This is a genomic window from Fibrobacter succinogenes (assembly GCF_902779965.1).
Lineage (GTDB): Bacteria > Fibrobacterota > Fibrobacteria > Fibrobacterales > Fibrobacteraceae > Fibrobacter > Fibrobacter succinogenes_F.
Genome location: NZ_CACZDK010000002.1, coordinates 58,621 through 79,998 on the forward strand (window position 1 = coordinate 58,621; position 21,378 = coordinate 79,998).

The 21,378-nt window shown below is 48.0% G+C and carries 22 protein-coding genes and 1 tRNA gene; 17 read left to right on the forward strand and 6 right to left on the reverse strand.

The window, feature by feature from the left end:
* Nucleotides 1–10 precede the first annotated feature (10 nt).
* Together ispH and rpmB are read left to right on the forward strand one after the other, a co-directional pair.
* On the forward strand, nt 11–943 hold the full coding sequence (gene ispH, locus HUF13_RS01150) for a 4-hydroxy-3-methylbut-2-enyl diphosphate reductase (RefSeq protein WP_173473427.1): 933 nt from the start codon (nt 11–13) through the stop codon (nt 941–943).
* A 67-nt stretch (nt 944–1,010) separates the two neighbouring features.
* Entirely contained in the window at nt 1,011–1,232 is a 222-nt protein-coding gene (gene rpmB, locus HUF13_RS01155) for a 50S ribosomal protein L28 (protein WP_072830039.1), read from the forward strand.
* Between the two features lie 269 nt (nt 1,233–1,501).
* Here rpmB and HUF13_RS01160 read toward each other — a convergent pair whose 3' ends face one another.
* Together HUF13_RS01160 and HUF13_RS01165 are read right to left on the reverse strand one after the other, a co-directional pair.
* Nucleotides 1,502–2,149, reverse strand: coding sequence for a PolC-type DNA polymerase III (locus HUF13_RS01160; protein ID WP_173473428.1), 648 nt, complete (start codon nt 2,147–2,149; stop codon nt 1,502–1,504).
* Nucleotides 2,150–2,161: 12 nt separating this feature from the next.
* The gene (locus HUF13_RS01165; RefSeq protein WP_304038683.1) at nt 2,162–2,638 is read right to left on the reverse strand and encodes a lysophospholipid acyltransferase family protein; all 477 of its coding nucleotides are present in this window, start codon (nt 2,636–2,638) and stop codon (nt 2,162–2,164) included.
* Between the two features lie 171 nt (nt 2,639–2,809).
* On the opposite strand from HUF13_RS01165, the gene HUF13_RS01170 reads away from it, so the two are divergent.
* Nucleotides 2,810–2,882: transfer RNA gene (locus HUF13_RS01170), tRNA-Cys, on the forward strand.
* A 294-nt stretch (nt 2,883–3,176) separates the two neighbouring features.
* On the opposite strand, the gene HUF13_RS01175 is transcribed toward HUF13_RS01170, so the two are convergent.
* Complete coding sequence (locus HUF13_RS01175; RefSeq protein ID WP_173473429.1) at nt 3,177–3,830, reverse strand: hypothetical protein; 654 nt, start codon at nt 3,828–3,830, stop codon at nt 3,177–3,179.
* A 149-nt stretch (nt 3,831–3,979) separates the two neighbouring features.
* Here HUF13_RS01175 and HUF13_RS01180 point away from each other — a divergent pair, with 149 nt between their 5' ends.
* Complete coding sequence (locus HUF13_RS01180; protein WP_072830045.1) at nt 3,980–4,642, forward strand: DNA alkylation repair protein; 663 nt, start codon at nt 3,980–3,982, stop codon at nt 4,640–4,642.
* 83 nt (nt 4,643–4,725) lie between these two features.
* Here HUF13_RS01180 and HUF13_RS01185 read toward each other — a convergent pair whose 3' ends face one another.
* Nucleotides 4,726–4,869, reverse strand: a complete 144-nt coding sequence (locus HUF13_RS01185; RefSeq protein ID WP_173473430.1) for a hypothetical protein — start codon at nt 4,867–4,869, stop codon at nt 4,726–4,728.
* Between the two features lie 383 nt (nt 4,870–5,252).
* Complete coding sequence (locus HUF13_RS01190; protein ID WP_173473431.1) at nt 5,253–6,287, reverse strand: CofH family radical SAM protein; 1,035 nt, start codon at nt 6,285–6,287, stop codon at nt 5,253–5,255.
* A 363-nt stretch (nt 6,288–6,650) separates the two neighbouring features.
* Between HUF13_RS01190 and HUF13_RS01195 the strand changes: the two genes are divergently transcribed.
* The 13 genes from HUF13_RS01195 (at nt 6,651) to HUF13_RS01255 (ending at nt 20,118) form a co-directional block, all read left to right on the forward strand.
* Nucleotides 6,651–8,096 (forward strand): esterase, encoded by a 1,446-nt coding sequence (locus HUF13_RS01195; protein WP_173473432.1) that lies wholly within the window; start codon nt 6,651–6,653, stop codon nt 8,094–8,096.
* 421 nt (nt 8,097–8,517) lie between these two features.
* Nucleotides 8,518–9,933 carry a hypothetical protein gene (locus HUF13_RS01200; protein WP_173473433.1) on the forward strand — a complete coding sequence of 472 codons (1,416 nt, stop codon included), beginning with the start codon at nt 8,518–8,520 and terminating at the stop codon, nt 9,931–9,933.
* Nucleotides 9,934–9,973: 40 nt separating this feature from the next.
* The gene (locus HUF13_RS01205) at nt 9,974–11,374 is read left to right on the forward strand and encodes an ATP-binding cassette domain-containing protein (RefSeq protein ID WP_173473434.1); all 1,401 of its coding nucleotides are present in this window, start codon (nt 9,974–9,976) and stop codon (nt 11,372–11,374) included.
* Between the two features lie 42 nt (nt 11,375–11,416).
* On the forward strand, nt 11,417–11,797 hold the full coding sequence (gene crcB / locus HUF13_RS01210; RefSeq protein WP_173473435.1) for a fluoride efflux transporter CrcB: 381 nt from the start codon (nt 11,417–11,419) through the stop codon (nt 11,795–11,797).
* Nucleotides 11,798–11,927: 130 nt separating this feature from the next.
* Entirely contained in the window at nt 11,928–12,506 is a 579-nt protein-coding gene (locus HUF13_RS01215; protein ID WP_173473436.1) for a DJ-1/PfpI family protein, read from the forward strand.
* Between the two features lie 283 nt (nt 12,507–12,789).
* Nucleotides 12,790–13,917, forward strand: coding sequence for an Mrp/NBP35 family ATP-binding protein (locus tag HUF13_RS01220; protein ID WP_173473437.1), 1,128 nt, complete (start codon nt 12,790–12,792; stop codon nt 13,915–13,917).
* Complete coding sequence (locus tag HUF13_RS01225; protein ID WP_173473438.1) at nt 13,914–14,210, forward strand: DUF971 domain-containing protein; 297 nt, start codon at nt 13,914–13,916, stop codon at nt 14,208–14,210. Before HUF13_RS01220 ends, HUF13_RS01225 begins: the two co-directional genes overlap by 4 nt.
* A gap of 57 nt (nt 14,211–14,267) precedes the next feature.
* Nucleotides 14,268–15,116 carry an RNA polymerase sigma factor RpoD/SigA gene (locus tag HUF13_RS01230; RefSeq protein ID WP_072830344.1) on the forward strand — a complete coding sequence of 283 codons (849 nt, stop codon included), beginning with the start codon at nt 14,268–14,270 and terminating at the stop codon, nt 15,114–15,116.
* A 24-nt stretch (nt 15,117–15,140) separates the two neighbouring features.
* The gene (locus tag HUF13_RS01235) at nt 15,141–16,862 is read left to right on the forward strand and encodes a lipopolysaccharide assembly protein LapB (RefSeq protein ID WP_173473439.1); all 1,722 of its coding nucleotides are present in this window, start codon (nt 15,141–15,143) and stop codon (nt 16,860–16,862) included.
* Nucleotides 16,863–16,888: 26 nt separating this feature from the next.
* Entirely contained in the window at nt 16,889–18,805 is a 1,917-nt protein-coding gene (locus tag HUF13_RS01240; RefSeq protein WP_173473440.1) for a tetratricopeptide repeat protein, read from the forward strand.
* A 3-nt stretch (nt 18,806–18,808) separates the two neighbouring features.
* Complete coding sequence (locus tag HUF13_RS01245) at nt 18,809–19,234, forward strand: septal ring lytic transglycosylase RlpA family protein (RefSeq protein ID WP_173473441.1); 426 nt, start codon at nt 18,809–18,811, stop codon at nt 19,232–19,234.
* A gap of 217 nt (nt 19,235–19,451) precedes the next feature.
* Nucleotides 19,452–19,688 carry a hypothetical protein gene (locus tag HUF13_RS01250; protein ID WP_173473442.1) on the forward strand — a complete coding sequence of 79 codons (237 nt, stop codon included), beginning with the start codon at nt 19,452–19,454 and terminating at the stop codon, nt 19,686–19,688.
* A 142-nt stretch (nt 19,689–19,830) separates the two neighbouring features.
* A complete protein-coding gene (locus HUF13_RS01255) occupies nt 19,831–20,118 on the forward strand; it encodes a GIY-YIG nuclease family protein (protein ID WP_173473443.1) in 288 nt (95 codons plus the stop codon).
* Nucleotides 20,119–20,340: 222 nt separating this feature from the next.
* On the opposite strand, the gene prmC is transcribed toward HUF13_RS01255, so the two are convergent.
* Nucleotides 20,341–21,321: a peptide chain release factor N(5)-glutamine methyltransferase gene (prmC, locus tag HUF13_RS01260; RefSeq protein WP_173473444.1), complete on the reverse strand. Its 981-nt coding sequence runs from the start codon at nt 21,319–21,321 to the stop codon at nt 20,341–20,343.
* Nucleotides 21,322–21,378 lie beyond the last annotated feature (57 nt).

The window sequence follows — 21,378 nt, forward strand, 5'->3', positions numbered from 1 at the left end:
TAGGTGAATTATGAAAAAACTCATTTTGGCTACACCTCGTGGATTCTGTGCCGGCGTTGATCGCGCTATTCATGTTGTCGAAAAAGCTGTCGAAAAATTCGGTACGCCGATATATGTCCGTCATGAAATTGTGCATAATAAGTTTGTGGTGGAAACGCTTAAGAGCAAGGGCGTTGTTTTTGTCGATGAACTGAACCAGGTGCCGGAAGGTTCCGTTGTGATTTTCTCGGCTCATGGTGTCGCTGAAAGCATTTATGAAGAAGCTGAGTCTCGTCATTTGAAGGTTCTTGATGCGAGTTGCCCGCTGGTGCTCAAGGTTCACTTTAGTGCAAAAAGACATTTCAATGCTGGTCGCCATATCATTTTGATTGGGCATGCGGGGCATGCCGAGGTGATTGGAACGCTTGGACAGCTCCCGGAAGGTGCGATTACGCTCATTCGTAACGAGGCCGATGCTGAAATGGTGCAAGTTCCAGAAGATAAGGAGCTTGCCTATATCACGCAGACGACGCTTTCTGTAGCCGAAACGCGCAAGATTATTGATGCGCTTAAAAAGCGCTTTCCGCATATTATTGGTCCTGAAGCGGGCGACCTTTGCTATGCGACGGGGAACCGTCAGGCGGCAGTTCTTGAACTTTGTTCCAAAGTCGATATGCTCTTGGTCGTCGGTGCGAAGAATTCGTCAAATTCGTCGCGTTTGATGGAGTTGGGGCTTGAACAGGGACTTCCGAGCCACCTCATTGCCGATGTGAACGATCTTGACATGTCTTGGTTTAATGGTGTCGAAACGGTCGGACTTTCGAGCGGAGCGAGCGCACCTGAAGTGCTGGTTCAGGGCGTTGTCGACTTCTTGAAGGCTAAAGTTAAGGGCCTTCAGGTCGAAAATCTTGTAAAATTAGTGGAAAATACCAAGTTTAACTTGCCAAAGACATTGCAAGATTAAACTTTAGCCTTGACAATTTTGAAATTTTTAGCTAAAATTGCTGCCTGTAAAAACAACGGAGTTTAATATGAGCCGCATTTGTGAAGTCACCGGCAAGGCCGGTCTCGTGGGTAACATGGTTTCCCACTCTAATCGTAAGAAGTTGATCAAGCAGCTTCCGAACCTCCAGAAGAAGCGCTTCTACATTCCTGAAGAAGACCGCTGGGTGACCCTCCGCGTTAGCGCCGCTGGTCTCCGCACCATCAGCAAGCTTGGCATCCAGGCTGTTGCTCAGGAACTCGGAATCTAATTTTTTAGATTAAAGGTTTAACAAAAGCCGCTATGCAACGCATAGCGGTGTTTTGTGTATTCTGGGAAAGGTGAATGCGCGGCCAAAATGCGGCGTTGGGGCGCATTTCTCACTACAAAAAAGACCCTCGATTGCTCGAGGGTGACGATTATGCTTTGTCACTTTTTCTCGTTATCTTCGCAGAGACGAGTTTTTTTAGATCTTTCGACTTCGGTGCATGCACCTTCGCTCAGAATGACGTTTCCGCGTCACATCCTACTGTCTACTTCCTACTTCCTAATGAACTGCGGGACGCCTTTGTACTTGGCCATGGATTGCATGATGCTCCCCATTTCCCATTCCTTCTCTTTGAGACGGCGGCGGAGGAGGGCGACGAACACTTCCATGAGCATTTCGCAGTCGTACACGGAGCGGTGCATCTTTTCTTCGTCGATGGTCATCGAGATTTCACCGCGTTTCATGAACATGTTGGCCATGAAGCCGAGCTTGTGGTTCGCGAGTTCCGGCATGATGGTTTTGGAAATGGCGAGGCTGTCGATAACGGGGTTGCCCGGTGTGAACTGCGGGTTCTGTTCGTAGGCGGTGCGCAAGAAGCTCGCATCGAAGTTTGCGTTGTGGGCGAGCAAAATGGAGCCCGGGCCGCAGAATGCGGTGAACTGCTTGAGGGCTTCGCCGACTGGCGGTGCGTTTTCGACCATCTTGTCGGTAATGTGGTTCACGTTGGTGGCTTCGGCGGGAATGAGCATGTTGGGCTTTACGAGCGTGTCAAATTCCGAGATAAGTTTCGGCACGACGCGTCCGTTTTTCACCTCTACAGTGAACTTTACGGCGCCAATTTCAATGATTTCGTCTTTGCGGTTAACAAGACCAGTCGTTTCTAAGTCGAATGCGACGAATTTTGGAGGTAATGCGATCACGGCTGTGTTTCCTTATTTTGAATAATTTTCGGGCAAAAGATACTTAATTTCGATGTCAATAGCTGTCAAAGGGAGAGGAATAATGAAATTATCCCATCCGTTTAAGCGAAAATGCTTGCCATACTTGATGCAAAAAAGCCAAATGGGGCGGCCGCTTGCCTTAGAAAGCCAAAGTGAGCCCGGTTTTACCTGGAGAGCGGGGCCGTGCGGACCGTCGAGTGCCATGCCGACAAAGCGGCCTTCTTTGAGCGATTTGAGCAGGTGGCGCACGTTTGTTGCCCCGTGCGTGTCGGAACCGCGGGTGACTTCGTAATGGAGTTGCTTGGCGGCTTGGGCGAAAAATTCCCCGTCGCTTGATTCCGAGACGAGAATGTGTACGTTCTTGTCCTTGAAGGCTGCGCAACTTGCGAGCAGGTCCTTGTGCCACAGTCCGAGGATGCCCGGATGGAAATCCTCGGGCACGCGAAGGCGGATGCGGAGACTTCTCATCCAGAGGGCGCCGAGCGCGGCGAGTAATTTGGTCTTAATCGAGGACTGTTTCACGCGTAAAAAATAGGTAATGGAGGGGGTCTAGACAATAAAAATGAATTTTTTTTGACTTTTTTTACTTTGAACCCTTGTATAAGTTCAAATAAATACTTATATTGCGTCTGCAATTATGGCGACGTACCCAAGTTGGTAAGGGGCGAGTCTGCAAAACTCTTATTCGGCGGTTCGAGTCCGCCCGTTGCCTCTGAAAAGACCTTCTGTGAAAGCAGAAGGTCTTTTTGTTTGTTTTTGCGGCGCCGCATTGGCAATGCCGCGCACTCAATAAAAAATGCCCGCATGAAGCGAGCATGTCTTTTTATGAATTATCTTGCCCATACCTCAAAGCTATACGAAACTTAGAACTTTAGTTCTCTAGTTGAGTTATGCTCTTTGAGTAGAAGCGACCCCAGAGCGCGGACCGCGACCTCACTGCCATCTAAATTTTTGTTTTTCAGAACCGCAGCGAAGCCACAACTTCTTACTTCCTACCGTCTACTTCCTACTCCGCCGTAGGCGGCGGAAGCGGATTCTTGCGGGGGCGGCCACGGGGACGCTTGACCGGGATTTCGGCTGCGGCTTCCGGGTGCAGTGCTTTGTTCTTTGCCATCAGCGCTTCGCGGATCTTTTTCGCGCGTTCTTCGATGCGCTGGCGGGCGAGGTCGGCCGCCGATACGATCACGGTCTTTGGCTTGTCGCCGGGCTTTACCCCGAACGAGCCCTTGAGGACGCGGCCAGAAGGCGGCTTAGGCGGTTCCGAAAGGACGCTCTTGAGCACGCGTTTTGGGGTTCCTTCGGGCGCTGCTTGTGCAATAATCTTCTTGACTTCGGCGTCTTCGGCCTTTGGTGCGCTTGCGTTTGTGGCGATTTTCTTCAAGATGCTGTTGATTTCGGCGTCTTTTTCGGCTTCGCGCGATTCGGCTGTTTCCGGTTTGTTGTACTTGGCTACGAGCGAATTGAACTTGGCGTTTTCGTTTTTTTCCTTGAGCGCCATACGCTCACGCTTGGACGGACGCCTTGCTCCGTTGTGCCTTTTGCCAACAAACTTTTTCTCTTTGCTTTCCGAGTTTCGGATAATTTCTTCGTCGGAAAGACCACGCAATTCGGGCGGAACTTCAGTGATTTGAAGAGCCTCTTTTTTAGTGGAATCAGTCATGATTTATGGGTCTTTTAACTGTTTTTTGGCTTTGTCAAGTTTTTTTTGCATTTTTTTTGCAAAAAATCTGAGAAAAATTTAAAAAAAATTGAAAAAAATGCTTGTCAAGGTCTAGAAAAAAAATTCTTTATGGACTATTTTTGGTGTACATGCTTCGGTTTACACAAGAAATATCTCTCGCTTTGCGCTCTATCGCTAATGAAGAAGAGTCGCATGAAATGTCTAAGAAGGCTAGGGAGCAATTTGAATTTCTCGGAATCAGATTGGTTCCCCGCCGTGAAGTCACGTACCCAATTTTCGACAAGTACCCGCCAAAGGACGGGGATGAACTTGTTTCGAGAGTTGAGGATATGTGGGCACAGCCGTATAGGGAATTCCAGTACGCGGCCTGTGACTACTTGTTCCGTCATCGTGTGCTTCTCGGTGGCCAGCACCTTAATTTTTTGAAAAAGCTCATTAAGACCAGAGCTTGGCGCGACACGGTCGATACCCTCGCTTCTTGCGTGTTGGGGGATTTGGCGCTCCGCTTGCCGGCTTTGCGTACAAAGATTGCGTCATGGATTCGCGATCCGAACATCTGGGTTCGTCGTAGTGCAATTATCTTCCAAGTGCAGTACAAGGACCGCACGGACTGGCCGCTCTTGCGTCAGTTCTGCCTCACTTGCGCCAAGGACGATGATTACTACATCCGCAATGGCATTGGTCGTGCACTTTCGGAATACGCACGAATTAATCCGACGGAAGTACGCCGCTTTGTTCAAGACAACGCGTTTGCCGAACAAACTGCTCAGGAAATCCTGCGTTTAATCTAGTTTTGGTTCTATATCAGCAACTTTTAAAGACTCTCGAAAGGGAGTCTTTTTTTTGTCATCCTCCGAAGGAGGATCCGTAAAGGCTATTTCTTTTCGGCTTTTTTCGCCTTTTCCTTTAGCGGAAAGGCGAACTTGCCTTGAAGAACGCAACCTTTGGCACCGGGGTCGCATTCCTGTTTGCGTTTTTCGCAAAACGTTTCGTTGAGGTATTTACATTCCCAGCTCATAAGCACTCCTTCTTAAAGTGGCTTGTCGCGCTCCATTTGATGTGGCATCTCTTTTAATTTAATCAAAAAGTAGGGGAATATCTTAATTTTTTTCATCGCTATCCTCGCGAATGCGAGGATTCATAGCATTTGCCGCGGTATCTGTTTGTGGACGCTGCGACACTCGTTTGGGAGGAATGTTGGGCCATCTTGAGGTGGTTTGCGATTCTCGCCTTAATCAAAGTTGCGCTCCTGCGTAGCGCGTTTTGTGGCGGCTCGGTCATGGCAAATTGAGCAAGCTCATCTGCCGCGACGCTCGCCTTAATCAAAATGGCGCTCCTACGTAGCGCGTTTTGGTCGGCTCGATCATGAAAACAAGCAAGCTTGTTTTCGCGATTCTCGCCTTAATCAAAATTTAGACTTCTGCGATATGGTGTAAATCCGGCGTTTTTGATGAATGCTTCGGCTTGCTCGATGGTCGTGAGGCCGTGATTCTTAAGCACGTTCTCTTCGATGACTATGCTGTTGATATCGTCGGCGCCGGCGTGCAACCCGAGTTCGCCGAGCGAAAGTCCCATGCCGAGGAGCGACACTTCGATGTGCGGGATGTTGTCGAGGTACAGGCGGCTGAGCGCAAGTAGCTTGAGGTATTCGTCGCCGCGCACATGGCGAATGGGGAATTTGTCGGTTTGCGGTTGAAACGTCCAGACGACAAAGCTCTTGAAGCCGCCTGCGATATCTTGCGTTTTTCGAACGTATTCCAAATGCTCAATGACTTCTTCAGCGGTTTCGGCGCTGCCAATGACGATGTTTGCGCTGCCGGGGAGGCCCTTCTTGTGGCAGGCGGCAAGCGTATCGCACCACTGCTGCGCGGGGAGCTTCTTTGGACTCAAAATTTGACGCATGCGATCGGAGAGAATTTCGGCGCCTGCGCCCGGGACAGAGCTGAGGCCAGCTTCTTTCAAAATGTCGAGCAGATCATCGAGCGCCATGCTGTTGAATTCGGCTATGCGTACAAGTTCTACCGGCGAAAAACCGCGCACCTTGACGCCCAATTCCTGAGTGAGCATTTTCAGAACATCGGTGTAATAGCTAAGAGGAATTTCCTTGTTGACGCCACCTTGCAGAAAAATTTGGTCGGCGCCTTTGGCTTTTGCCTCACACGTTTTTTGGCGGATTTCGTCTAAACTCAAAACGTATGCTTCGGGGCTGTGGACGCTGCGGCAAAAACTGCAAAAACTACAAGTCACTTCGCAGACGTTCGTGTAGTTCACGATGCGGAATGCGGTGTAACCCACGCGGTTCCCGGGAAGTTTAGCATGACGCACTGAGTCTGCCGCCTCGACGACTTCTGTCCACGGCACGTTTCTCAAAATTTCGAGACCTTCCGCTGGTGTCAATCGTTCTTGAGCAATAGCTTTTTTTAGCAAAGAATTCATTGGTTAAATAATAGAAAAGGTTTTAGGTTACAGGTGTCAGGTATTAGGAAAAAAACATGCACTTTGTGCATCTGTATAAGGCTGTTTCGCCACGAATAATAATCTAACTCCTAACCCCTAAAACCTAATACCTAATGCCCCATTGACTAATTATCCATGATACCGTGTTCGCGCCTTGTGACTTGGCGCACGGATGAAGATATATTACAAGTAGGTTTAGTTAGGTAGAACACTGATGTGTTCATGCTTGGTTTTGCATAGCCACGCTGTTGTGTGGCGTATCTCCTTGCGTGTTTCAAATCAGTTTGGAGGACTTATCCCATCGGGAAAAGAGTTAGGAATGATACAAAAGGAGAACAGGGTATGAAACACCTCGGTTTAAAATGTGCTGCTATGGCTATCGCTATGGTGGCTTCGGCTCAAGCTTTTACTCTTACGGGTAAAGTAAGTGATGAAAGCGGCAAGGCTATTGATAAAGCCTCTGTTGAACTTTTAAAAAACGCTCTCAAGACAACGACTGATTCCAAAGGCGAATTCAAAATCGTCAAGGAAGATTCTACAATCGGTATTCGCACTGTCCGTCCGAGGCTCGGTTACGTGAGCGTGATGAATGGAGTTTTGTCGTATTCGCAGAGCACAAATGAACCTGTCCGCGTGCAGATCTTTGATGCCGTGGGTACTCGTGTCTTGAACGAAACTGTTTACGGCTCGGGCACTTTAGATATGCAGTCTGTCGTGCGTTCGCAGGGGGCGTATTTTGCCCGCGTGAGCGTTGGCAGTGCACAGAGCAACTTCCGTTTCACATCTAATGGTAATTACAAAGCCTCATTCGGTGAAGCTGTTGCTCGTGGTCTTGCGAAAGAAGGCGAAGGCGACGAACTTCGCGTGATTGCTACGGATTATGATACGTTGACAGTTGCTCTTTCTAATTTGGATACAAACGTTACGCTCAAGCTCAAAAAAACGGTCAAGCAGCCGGAATACGCTTACGGTTGGGGCCTCAAGAACGATCCGGTTCCTACACGCGGTTGCGGCAAGGATACCAAGCTTGATTACAAGTATCGTGGCGATAAGCCTTACATTGAATTCAAGTGGAGCAAGGGCACTCGTACCGTGCGTATTGATATCCCGAAGAGCTATGACAAGAATAAACCGTACAAACTCATTTTCGGTATGCAGTGCATGGGAGGCTGGGCCGGTGGCGTGCAAGACGAAGGCTACTATGGCTTGAAACCGCTTGACAAGAACGAAACTGCAATCTTCGTTGCTCCGGAAGGTAACGGAAACCAAGCTCCGTGGGACCAAAACGACTACATTCTCTTTGATGAACTTTTGGCCATGCTCGAAGACAGCTTCTGCATTGACTCTTCCCGCGTGTTCTCGACGGGCTTTAGCTATGGCTCCATGTTCAGTAACGGACTTTCTTGGAACCATCAGGATGTGCTCCGCGCTGTTGCCGTGTACGAAACTGCCGAACGCAACATTTGGCTTCCGCAGCGTAAGCAGATGGGCATTGGCTGGATGGGCGTGCTTGGCCTCGATGATAACCTCTGCACTCCGGAAATGGGACGCAATGCCCGCGACATTATCTTGACGCTCAACTCCGAAGGCGGTAAGGCAAAGAATGAGCGCGCCGAAGAAGCTCAGCGCAATGCCGCTCACAAGTGCTATGACTACACGACTGTCGAAGAACGTTTCCCAGTTCGTTGGTGCACTCAGTCCGGTGGCCACATCTGGGACCACAAGGACCCGGGCCAGCAAAAATCTTGGGTGCCTGAAACCACTTGGGATTTCTTCAGCAAGTTCTAAAAAATTCCTCCTCACTAAGCTCCCGGTATAACAGCCGGGAGTTTTTTTTTGTTGAATTGTCCCTCAAAAAAAGCCGCGAAAAAGCAAAAAATTGAAAAAACGGCGTTTTTTACGTAAAATTTTGGCTTTTGGGGCACTTTTTTACGTAAAATTTTAACGTTGTCTGTATTTATTTGGCTGGTTTCATAATTTTTGCGCTGTATAACGCCCGAAAAATGACGTTAAAATGCTTTTTGAGTGGAAAAATGGGGGCGAAAAATGAAAAATGGTCATTGAAATTCAAGAATTTACTTACTTTGTACGAAAAATTACGTAAGATTTGGGCTGAAATTAACGTTTCTTACGTAAAAAAAGAGCAAAAAATCATTTTTTCGAAAATGTAAGGCTGTTTTTCTTTTGTTTGAATTGTAATTTGGGGAATATGAAAAAAATTTTGAAAATGCTGCTGGTCGTTGCCGCACCGCTTTTGCTTGTGGCTGCGTTTTACGGGTATCATTTTTATTGTGCAAAATCGTTAGAAAAAATGAGATATTCGGATGCGGATGTCTCTGCAGTCGATGCGGAACGTGCCGTAAGTATACTTATCTATTCAATGGGTTTGGATAAGGGCATAAAATGCGAACCTACAGGATTAATTGAAGAAAATGTGAATGATTATTTGGAAGCAGGGATGACTGCAGATGTATATGAGTTGGACACTATTATGGATCGCCGTATCGAAAAGGAACATGATGATTTAGGTAGAACGTCAATTGCTGTGTATAAGAAAAAACGTGATACTGGGTGCTTTGATAAAGTGAATTCTGTTATACTAAATGAAAATGCAGATTCCTTGTTTGGTGTGACTTGTAGTCTTTTTCCGGATAAAAATGTGCGACAGAAATTTTATGTTGGAAAGCGTCGTAATGGTATTGTGACAGAATGTGAAATTTATTATCGATATGAGCCTAGTTTTAGTATGCCATTGAATTTGAACAGTGTGCAGCGGATGGAACTAGATTCTGTTTCTGGAAGAATAACCAAGTTTATTTCAAAAAAAGGAGAACGTATCCCTTATAAAATAAGGAAACTTTACGACTGGTTCTATTACGATTCGTTCATGTATGATGATTTGCTTCTAGACGCTAAGATGATTTTTGATAGCTTGGGGCGCCTTGTAAAATCAAATATGAAAGGAAAAGTTTTTCGTTATGAGCATTTGACGAATGATACCGCAAATCATAATGTGAAAATTTATAGTGAGTCTGGGAAAAATATCGGTTTTTACAAGAGGTCCTTTGATTACAATGGAAACCTGCAGACTGTACGGTATGGAACAAATTTTTATGAAGTGAATGAAAAGCGCTATTATGAAAATGGCAAGTTAATCAAAGAAACATCGAACGAAAATCGTTTTTATTTTAGCTTGCGTTCTCGGGTGAGACTTTTTGATTCTATGGAAAATGAAATTTTGGATTCCTCTTTTTATGAGCATACTTTTTTGCCGGGAACAAGATTTGGGGCTCGCTCGTATGTGGTCAAACGTGAATATGAAAATGGAAAATTAAAAAAGGACGAACGCTACGAGGAAATGTTTAGAAGGCCGTTGTCTTTTATATTTTCTTCAATGAAATCAAAGCAAATCAAAGAAGTCAAAAATTTGAGATTTGAGTATGATCAAATGGGAACGTTGATGTCTATGGTTGATGTTTTGCATGGGAAAAAAGTTCTCTTTTCGAAAGAAATGCAAGATAGTCTTCCGATGTGTTCTGATGATTTTTTTCGGTATTGGGGAATGAAAAAGTGCGAAAAAGGAATGGAAAATTCGATTCAAATGAAACCGTGGATGCCGAAATAAAATTCGCCGAACTGCAATCCTTTTTTCTACATTTGCGGCCATGGAATTCAAACGTTTTGAAGCTCTTATCGAGATGTTCCCGCAGGTGCAGATTTTCAGCACCGAAGGCGAGGACTTGGACCGAGTCATCACTCATTTCTTGAACCAACGTGAAAAAGTCTCCACGATGTCGGAGGCCTTGCAGCGCAAAATCCAGCACGCTCTTGCTCCGTTCTTCCAGCAGCGTTTTATCAGCTTGCACGATGCGGAAGCCCCGCTGGTGCGCAATCTGCTGTTGGATAAGAAGTTCTTTTTGCAGACGGACCGCTATATTGACGATATGGCGTGGCCGCTGACCGACCCGGAAAAGCTCGGCGAAGCTTTGAACATTGCTGACCTTGCCGAAGGGATTCTCGACCGCAAACTCTTGAGCCTTTCGAACGGTGAACTCCGCCGAGTGCTCCTCGCTCGCATGTGGATGGAAAAGCCGGAATGGGTTTACTTCAATGACTTGTTCGGCGGGCTTGATCCGGAGTACCGTGCACATTTGGCGGGCTCTGTGGCTGACCTTGCAAAACGTCCGGGCTTGAAAGTCGTGGTGCGCCTCGCTCGCGAAGATGAACTGCTCCCGGAAATACCGGCGTTTGTTTATGCGGACAAGACGTTCACGCAGTACGCGGGTGAACTCCCGAAAACCGCTGGAACCCCGAAGTTCAAGAAAGCCGAACTCAAGGATTATGAGATTGTTTCGCTCATACCTCAAAGCGAGCTTGCGAGCGACCCCATAGCCCATACCTCTTCAGAAATTCTCTTTGACCTGAAGCATGTGAATGTTCGCTTCGGCGATACGGATGTGCTCAAGGATTTGAACTGGACGGTTCGCAAGGGTGAACATTGGGCGGTGATGGGTGAGAATGGTGCAGGCAAGAGTACGCTTCTTGGCATGCTTACTGCTGACCATCCGCAGATTTACAACAACGACATTACGCTCCTCGGTGAACGCCCAGGGCATGGCCTCAACATTTGGGACCACAAGGCAAAACTCGGATTCTTTTCGCCGGAAATGGCACTCCAGTACCGTGAAGATTTGAGCCTTCTGGATGTGCTTTGCACGGGATTCACACCGAACCTCTGCCGTGCCGAAAACATTACGTGGGAAGAGAAGGCAAAAGCCCGCGAATGGCTGAACTACCTGGGTTTTGAAGATACCTCGATTTCAATCCGCAAGATTTCGCCCATTGATAAGCGCTTGGTGCTCATGGCGCGAGCCGCCATCCGCCCGCCGAAAGTGCTTTTGCTCGACGAACCGACGCAAGGCCTCAAGGGCGAGTATCGCGAAAAGTTGTTCCACCTGTTGCAACTGCTTTCGAAGGAAACAACGATCATCTTGGTCAGCCACTACGAAGAAGAATGGCCACCTTGCATGACGCACCTCCTTAGAATGCCGAAGTTCTCGCTGTAGTAATTTCACTTCTAACTTCCTACTTCCTACCGTCTACTATTTATGTCCTATCTATGCGTTGCTCTTGGCGGTGCTCTCGGTAGCGTGCTGCGCTACTTCCTTTCGGTTGTGATTCCGAAGTCATCGGGAATTGCGGCTGGTTTCCCGTGGCCGACGTTTGTGGTGAACGTTCTCGGTTGCCTTTGCATCGGGATTTTCTCGGGACTGTTCCTCAAGTGCGGATCGCTTTCGCCGAACCTCAAGCTGTTTTTGGTGACGGGCTTCTGCGGTGGCTTTACCACGTTCAGCACCTTCGCGAACGAGAACCTCGCACTGCTGCAATCTGGAAAAATCGGAATGTTCGCGGTCTACGCGCTTGCTAGCTTTGTGCTTGGTGTAGCGGCCTGCGCCGCCGGCCTTTACCTCATGGGTCTCAACCGTTAAATTTATTTGTTAAAATTTGTATACAAACGTGCACTCTTGTAACGTTGGATGTATTTTGTAGCATTGGTCCTATGCTGTTTATAGGAGACAAAATAACATTCTTAAAATAACGTTTCTTAAGGAGTGCGTAATGGCAAAGAAAGTCTTGCTTCTCTGTGGCGATTTTACCGAAGACTACGAAACCATGGTCCCGTTCCAGTCGATGTCTATGCTTGGCTATCAGGTGGATGCTGTGTGCCCCGATAAAAAGGCCGGCGAAACTGTGGCTACTGCAATTCACGATTTCTTGGGTGAACAGACTTATTCTGAATCCCGTGGTCATAACTTTGCCCTTACGGCGGATTTTGATGCGGTGAAGGTCAAGGATTACGAAGGTTTGTTCATTACGGGCGGTCGTGCTCCGGAATACATCCGTTTGAATCCGCAGGTCATCAAGATCGTGAAGGAATTTTTCAAGGCTAAAAAGCCTGTGGCGGCTATTTGCCATGGTCCGCAGGTGCTTGCTGCGGCTGGCGTGCTGAAAGGTTACAAGGCAACGGCTTATCCTGCTGTTGGCCCGGATATCACTCTTGCCGGTGGTAAGTATGTGGCTGTGAACGCCGACGAAGCCGTTGTGGACCGCAACTTGGTTACAGCTCCGGCATGGCCTGGCGACACTGCTATTGTTCGCGAATTCGTGAAACTCATGGGTGCAAAAATCAAGATTTAATTTTCGCGCGCTTTTGCATTTTTAAGGCGCTAAGAAATTGCTTTCTCCAAAAAGACAAGTACCATTGGTATCTGTCTTTTTTTTGTCATTCGGAATCCGAAAAATTCAGTCATAAAAAGTCTTGGATCTTTCGCGTTGCTCAGGATAACGGACTGCGATTTGTTAAATTAAAGCAAAAACATTTTTTATCCCATACCTCAAAGGTGTAGCCTCCTAACCACTGTTTACTAACCACTAACCACTTCTTACTTCCTACTGTCTACTTCCTACTTCTAACTAGCCTATGCAACTGAACGAACAAAATATTTTAAGTGCTTTGCGAGCGGTCCAAGATCCTGACTTGCACAAGAATATTGTAGAACTAAACTTTGTTCAAAACCTGAAAATTGAAGGCACTAAGGTTTCTTTTGATTTGCGCCTTACGACTCCAGCATGCCCGATTCGCGACCGTTTCAAGGACCAGTGCGTTGCTATTGTGAAAAGCCTTGGTGCAACCGAAGTCGAAGTGACGCTCACTTCTACGCAGGGCCGCGTGGGCGATGACAATTCCGCAGCTAAGGCTCCGCAGAATTCCCATATTGGCGAAGTGGCGCATGTGGTTGCTGTGGCGAGTGGCAAGGGCGGTGTTGGCAAATCAACCGTGACGGCGAACCTCGCCATGGCGCTCAGCCTTTCTGGAGCCCGCGTGGGTATTCTCGATGCAGACATTTACGGCCCTTCCATGGGCCTCATGTTCGGGATTGATAAAGCGCCTGAAGTTTTCGAAGACAATACGATTGCTCCGGTCGAAGCAAAGGGCGGCATCAGCATCGTCTCCATGTGCATGTTCGCGGATTCTGACAAGGCGACCATTTGGCGTGGACCGATGGTATCGCAGATGATCCAGCATTTTATCCATCATGTGCGCTGGGGCAAACTCGATTACCTTCTCGTGGATTTTCCTCCTGGAACAGGTGACATCCAGCTCACGCTTACGCAGAACTGCCCGATGGCTGGCGCTGTTGTTGTGACGACTCCGCAAGAGGTGGCTCTTGCCGACTGCCGCAAGGGGCTTGCCATGTTCGATAACGTTGGCGTGCCTGTAATCGGCGTTGTCGAGAACATGAGCTATTTCATTTGCGATGAGTGCGGAAAGCACCACAACATTTTCCCTGCCGGTGGTGGTCAGAAAATTGCTGAAAAGTGGGGCGTGCCGCTCATTGGCAAGGTCCCGCTAGAACCTGCCGTTGCGGGTTGCGGCGATGAAGGTACTCCTGCTGTGCTCCGTTATCCGAACTCCGAATCGGCGAAGGTCTTTATGGATACAGCAGAAACGGTGGTCCGTACGCTTGCCGTTTTTGAATCCGAGGGCGATGGAGTTCTCAAAAACTTCAATTACGATTTCGAACAGCTACCCGTGGAGGAAGTATGATCCAGCCAAAGAAAGTTTTCAGAACAAAAGACGGTAAACTTGGCTTTGAATGGAATGATGGAACTCGCACCGCATGCAGTGTCCGCAAACTCCGCTTAGCTTGTCCGTGTGCGCTCTGTGTCGATGAACATACTGGTGAAAAACTCTTGGACGATTCGACCGTTCCCTTGGATGTAAAGCTTGAACATATCCAGTCGATTGGTCGCTATGCAGTAGGTCTTTCTTTTAGCGATGGGCATCGTTCGGGAATTTACCCATACGATAAACTCAAGGAATTGACGGAAACTGCATAAAAAACCATATTTTAAACTGTCAATGGCGGTCTGTCCAAGACAAAAGGTGTTGTTTTTATGAGTGATTTTAACGAAGCTCTTTATTTTCGTGACTTGAATAGGTATCCTACGCTGACTCCGCAGGAGGAATCGGCGCTGTTGAAAATCATCAAGAACGGTGAAACCGAAGAAATTCGAAAGTCTGCCTTGCAGCGCCTTATCCGCGGTAACTTGCGATTTGTGGTGAGTGTCGCCCGCAAGTACCAGGGCCGCGGTCTCTCGCTTTTGGACCTGATCAACGAAGGTAACCTTGGTCTATTCAAGGCTGCTAAGCGCTTTGACATGGACAAGGACGTGAAGTTCATCAGCTACGCCGTGTGGTGGATCCGCCAGTCCATCCAGAAGGCTTTGTTCGAACAGGTGGGCGCAGTCCGCATTCCGCCTAACAAGCTCGCTCTTGTGAACCGCTTCAAGCGCGCCTTGATGCAGAACGGCGGTGACTACGATAAGACCATTTCGATGGAAGAATTTGCACCGTACGAACGCGATATCGTCGAAGTCATGGAAAAGATTGTGGATATCTCGCTCGACGCTCCGATTGGCGATGATGCCGGTGTTTCCAGTGCTGACTCCGTGAGTACGCTTATGGACGTGCTCGGCAGCGACGGCAACCAGGACGAAGACATGGAACGCGAAGAGCGCAAAAAGCTCATCCAGGAAACGCTTTCGTCACTTCCGCAGCGCGAAGAAGAAATTCTCCGCATGTTCTACGGCCTCGATACCGTCGAAGACACTACGTTAAAAGACATTGGCGAAGATTTGAAACTCAGCCGTGAACGCGTTCGTCAGATTAAGAACAAGACTTTGCGCCGCTTGCAGAAGAGCAAGGAACACAAAGAAAAACTGGCTGACTTTTTGGAAATTTAATTGGAACTCTAAATAGGGATTCTGATGTCGAACACCTCATCTGCTTCTCGCACTGCTGCGTACCTGTTTCTGTTTTTTTTCTTTGGTGCGTTGATTGCATATGGTGGGTACAAGCTTTACAATAAATATGGTCCTTCGAAAGTTGTAGTGGGGGAAATCCCGTTTGGGCTTAAGGCTGGCTCGTCTATTTTGAACGGTGATGCTCCGGATTTCAAGGCGGATGTCGAACGACTTCCTGTGCAGGCTCAGGCTGAATTTCGCCGTGCGGGGGAACTTTCTCGGAGCGGAGCGACCAAGGCCGCTTACGAAATTTACGATGCGCTTGTGCTTTTATACCCGAATGTCGATGCGGCTGTTTGGGGCGAAGTCAATACGTTATTCCACATGGACTCCGTAACGGAATCCATGCGCGACCGCGCCGATCTTTTGATTGGACGCTTGATGTCGCGTTACCCGAGTACGGGAATCAGTTTTTATCTCGATAGCCGTAAGTCGTTGTTGGCTGGGAACTTGACTGTAGCACTTGAACTTGCCAAAATGGCAAGCAACCGCTCTCCGTCCATTTACGAAATCAGATTGTGGTATGCAGAGCTTTTGCTCAAGAATGGAAACATGAGCGAAGCGGCAAGCGAATGCCGTGCGGCCATCAGCCTTTCTTCGGGCGACTCGCAGCGTGCCTTTGAACTTTTGGCAAAAATCTATCACGACGAAGGGGTACTGGACAGTGCGTCTCTCGTGATCGATTATGCATTGACGCAGTTCCCGCTTTCTTCGGATTTGCTCCTTTTGCGTGGATACCTCGCCGAATACAATGGCAAGTTTGACGAGGCTGAAAAAACGTACCAGCGCATAATTGCGTTCCGTCCCGATTACGAAAAGGCCCGCCGTGCAATGGCGACTATTGGTGAAAAGACCGCTCCAGGGAAGAATGGTTCTTATGCCGGGTCCTCCAGGGACCGTGCACAGGTGGCATGCGACATTCTTGCACCGCTGGTAGAACGTTATCCCGAGAATTTGCCGCTCCGCGAAGCCCTGGGTATTGCTTATACGAAAGCTCACATGTTCGACATGGCCCGCCGCGAGTTCAACTACATCCTCAAGAACGACCCGGAATACCCGGATATCAAGTCTCGGATAAGTGAACTTGAACAAGTCCGTAAAGTTGCTATTGAGGAATACAATAACGGGCTTACCGCCAACTTGAACCGCGCCATTGATAGCCTCCGTGAATCGATGGCTCCCGAAAAGAAACATGATTTCTCGACGAAACTTGGACATTATCTTGTTCGTTACGGTGCTTCTTCGCAGGAATTCTTTAGAAAGTACTCCCCAGCGAATTTTAAACAAGTGAAACGCTTTGTTTGGCAGGAATCTTTCTTTGAAAATCCTTACCACCACACTTATACGGTCGTTTTTGATTCGCAGAACCGCTTTAAAGAAGTTCATGTGGTTGTTTATGATTCCGCTTCGAGCTCGAATCATTTGGGCGTCGCTCCAGAAATTTTCTCGCGCTTGCTCAAGCAAAATTCTAGAATCTCGGGTATCAGCAACAACACTGGCGAAACCGATTGCGGCAACGGGGTTGTCTTGGATGCTGCCGTTTGGGAAACTCGCGATAACTTCGAAATCCTTGCCCGTATCGTCGGAAAACCGGCCGAAGTGCGCATGGTTCGCCTTGATCGCAAAACTTTGCCCCCGTCAGGCATGAAACTTTGCGATTATCTGCCGCTTCTTATGGAATTTTAGCTCGCAATTATCTATTTTGTAGCTATATGTTCCGTGCTCGTTTTTTAGCTCTTATTTTTTTCGCTGCGTTGTTGGATGGCTGCACTTGCTGCGCCTACTTGAATCACATGTTCAATGCAGAACGGCTTTATGAAGAAGCGACGGAACTGCGTACCGCCCGTTTGGATAGTGTTCCCGACGAAACCCAGTCCTACCCGGGTGGCGATGAATCTCAAAAGTACGAAAAAATTATTGAAAAAGGCTCCCGCGTGCTGGAGCGTTTCCCCAAAAATAAGAAGCGTACTGCCGAAGCCGTTTTCCTCATTGCTGAATCTTACAGGCATAAAGCCGATTGGCCCAAGGCTATTACTAAGTACGACGAATACGAACGCTATTTTGCCGATAACGATTCCATGCGTGCCGTGGAATACCAGCGTGCCTACTGCCTTTATCGCAACCAGGAGTTCAATATTAGCCGCTTTGCGCTAGAACCCGTAGTGGCCGATAAAAATCACCCGTATTATTTCCAGGGCTTGAACCTCCTTTCGCTTTTGGATGAAAAATCCGAAGCTCCGGAGCAGGCGATTGCCGCTTTGGAAGCTGTGCTTGCCGATACGAGCGGAACCCCTTACATGAAGGGCAAGGCTCATTTCCGTTTGGCAGGGCTTTACTTCAAGATGGAAAACTGGGAAAAGGCGCACCATCACTATAACGCCAAGGAAATCGAAAACTTGAACGATCGCGAACGCCAGACGGCGGGCGAGCAGTCGGCAGAATGCCTTGTGAACAGCAAGGAATACCTCAAGGCCGCTGATGAATTTAAGCAGCTTTACAAGAACGAAGCTTATGCAGATAAGCGCTCGACATATTTAGTCCGCATCGGTGAAACGACGCTTTTGGCCGGGCGCAATGCCGATGCTTATGTGATTTTCAATAAGGTCAATACTGAGTATCCCAAGACAGAACCGTCTTCGCGCAGTTACTTTAACATGGGCGATTATGAACAGACCAAGACGCTGAATTACGACCTTGCCATGTCTTATTACGACAGCAGTTATATTGCAAGATCGATTAGCGAATATGGTAGAAAGTCCCGTGAACGCCGTAACGCATTGAGAAACCTCGTTTCTATGCGTGACCGCAACGAGGAAATTCTTCAAAGCAAAGATTCTGTCCCCAATATGAAGTCGTTCTTCAAGAACGAGTTTATGATTGCGGAACTCTTTTTGCTCAAGCTTTCCGAGGCGGATAGCGCCCTTGCAAGGCTTACGAATGTGATTGAAAAGTCCGACGACACGGCAAGCGTGATGCGTGCTTCTTATGCACGAGCTTTTATCTATGATGAATTTTTGCATGATCCGGATACGGCCGAAGAACTGTACAAGGAAATTATCGAGAAGTATCCGAATACCGAATATGCCAAACAAGCTCAGGCAAATATTGGCATGCGCGTGACGATGAAAACGCGTGAAGACGAAGCTCGTGATCGTTACATGGAGGCAGAAAGCCTGTGGACTGTGGCTTCGGAAATGCCGGTGAACAAGATGGAGTTGGTGGACTCCGCTTATGCCTCTGCGTTTAATGCTTTCGATAATGTCTATAAAGATTATCCGCAGACGCAGTCCGGTGTGCAGGCTCTTTACATGAAGGCCATTTATTTCCAGATGAACCCGGAACGGTTGGACAGCGCTGTCGCCATTTATCGGCAGCTCCGTGATTACCATGGCCAGACTGCATGGGGGCAACGTGCTGCTTATGTGCTGAATACGCGCCTTACTACAACGGATGATGACCTCGCCAAGTTGCGCAAGCGTACAGCAAAAACGATCGAGAATTTGGAAAAGAATTCTGCAAAATATTACGAAGATTTGAAAGCCAAGCCCGAAGAAAAGAAAGCTGAAATCATAAACAAAGAAGACGAAATCCTCGAAAATACGTATAACAGCATGTACGATTTTGAGTAGGCTATGGTTTCCCGCGGTTTTCTTGTAGTTCTTTTGTGCTTGCTGTTCGCCTTTTCGGGGTGCAGTGGCGCCTCGCACCGCAAAGGCTATGTTCGCGTGACAAAATCGTCTCGTGTTCAGAAAAAGGCTGAAATCGGTTACACTTTTTCGGGTGATGCCAGTTATTATGGCAAGGGTTTTGATGGAAAGAAAACTGCAAGCGGTGAAATCTTTGACCGAGATGATTTTACATGCGCGCATCGTTCGCTCCCGTTCGGGACAAAGTTAAAGGTGACTCGCATAAAGACGGGCGCTTCTGTTGTTGTGCGTGTCAATGACCGTGGACCTTATGCTAAAAAGCGTGTCTTGGATTTGAGCGAAGCCGCGGGGAAAGTTCTCGGTTTGGATAAGGCTGGCCACGCGCAGGTCACTGCGACTGTGATAGAATAGTTGTTGCGAGTGTAAATACCGCGCCCACCGTCATCCTCCGTTAGGAGGATCCATACAGTTCTGAATACGCTTGTATATTCTTTGAATCCAGCCAAGGAGTTGGGGCTTTAGCCTCGTCCTGTCAAATTTTTTTATAAAATATGAAAATGTCATCTTCTGACATCTTGTGATTCTATATTAGTGCACGTAATAACACTAAATGCCAAAAGGTGAAAAAATGAATCGCAAAGTAGTTAAAGTAAATAAGCATGTAGTCGAAATCCCTGAACAAAACCTTTGGGATATGCCTTCGCGAGATTCCGGCTTTTCCATTTTCAAACGCCGCATTGGGGAACTGATGCAATTGAACGGTAACGACGATACCGCAATAGACGACGATGACTTGATTTCGTTTTACCGTATGGGTGAAAGCGAAACATTCGTTCTCTCAGCTCTCGGCTGCACTGGATATTGATATTGTGCCGTCATCCTCCGCTAGGAGACTCCCTTCAAGGCGAGCGTCGCGGTCATACTTGTATGGACATGACCGAGCCTAAGGGGAGGGGCTTTTTGCCCCATCCATACAGTCCTTATTAAATTTCAAAAAAAGAGTGTATATGAAAAAGGGGTATGCATATATTTTATTCAGTCATCGCAAAGGAACATTGTATGTAGGTGTGACTTCTGATTTAAAAAGACGCGTGTCTGAACACAAAGGAAAAGTAAAGCCTGGTTTTACCGAAAAATATGATGTTGATAAATTAGGTTACTACGAAGAATATCCTTCGATAAGGGATGCTATAGAACGAGAAAAGAAATTAAAACATCTTTATCGTTCAGAAAAACTGAAATTGATTGAGTCTAGCAATCCTAATTGGGGGGATTTGTTTTATAATCTTTTTTAGCGCAATATGAACATTATGGATTCTCCTTCGGAGAATGACATATTCGCCGTCATCTATGCATTGAAAGAGTCCAAACGGAATGCAAACCGTCATTCTCGAAGCGGAATTCCTCGACCTGTCATCCTTCGTTAGGAGACTCCCTTCAAGGCGGGCGTCGCGGTCATACTTGTATGGACATGACCGAGCCTAAGGGGAGGGGCTTTTTGCCCCATCCATACAGTCCTACTTCGCCTTGTAGCTTACAAAGCGTACGTTGTTGCAAAAGTCTTTGTGAATGCCTGTAAATTCCAACCACGGATATTTTTCGGCTTCGGCTTTGAGCATTTCGCCCTGTTCCGATCCGATTTCAAGCAAGATTGAAGCGCTGGGCTTGAGTTTGCCTTCGGTCTGTTGCAAAAGCTTGCGAACAAGGTCAAGGCCATCGGCTCCGCCGAACAAGGCAAGTGCTGGGTCGTACTTTGCGACTTCGGGTTGGAGTTTGTCCTTTTCGCCGTCCGGAATGTAGGGGAGGTTGGCGATAAGGCAATCGATTTTTGGTAAGGTCGCTGAGCTGGTATGCTGAGCCTGCCGAAGCACTGCCGAAGCGCCGGTGGCGTTTGCGATAACGTCTGCGGTCACGGCGTCCAGCAAGTCTCCCTGTGCGAAGGTCAATGTGCTTGCGGCGGTTTGCGAATCCGCGCTTTCTGCGTCAGAATTGCCCGCGAGGCCGTTCGCTTCAGCATTTGTACGTGCGAGCGTCAAAGCGTCTTCGGAAACGTCTGTTGCAAGAACGCGCGCGCCCTTGATTTCCTTGGCGCAAGCAATCGAGATTGCGCCTGTGCCCGTACCGATTTCAACGATGAATGGATTCTCGATGCCTTTCAAGCAGTCTGCCGCCATGTCCACAAGCGATTCTGTTTCCGGGCGCGGGATAAGCGCACGGCGGTCGCACTTGATAATGAACCCGCGGAAGCTTGTATCGCCGATGATATGCTGCAGCGGCTCACGCGTTGCCCTGCGGGCAACCATCGTGCGAAGCACGTCCAGCTCTGCTGGCGTGAGCGGCTTCTCGAAGTTCAGGTACAAGTCCATGCGGTTCTTCATCTTGAGACCGTAGCTGATGATGTACTCGGCATCGAGACGTGCATCAGGAATGCCCTTCTTTTCAAAGAAGACTTTGGTGCGGTTCAAAATTTCAAGAACTGTCATCTGCGGCTGTGGCATTGGACTTTCCTTATGGACGGGGCTTTGTCATTCCCGCCTCCGAGCGGGAATCTCCCT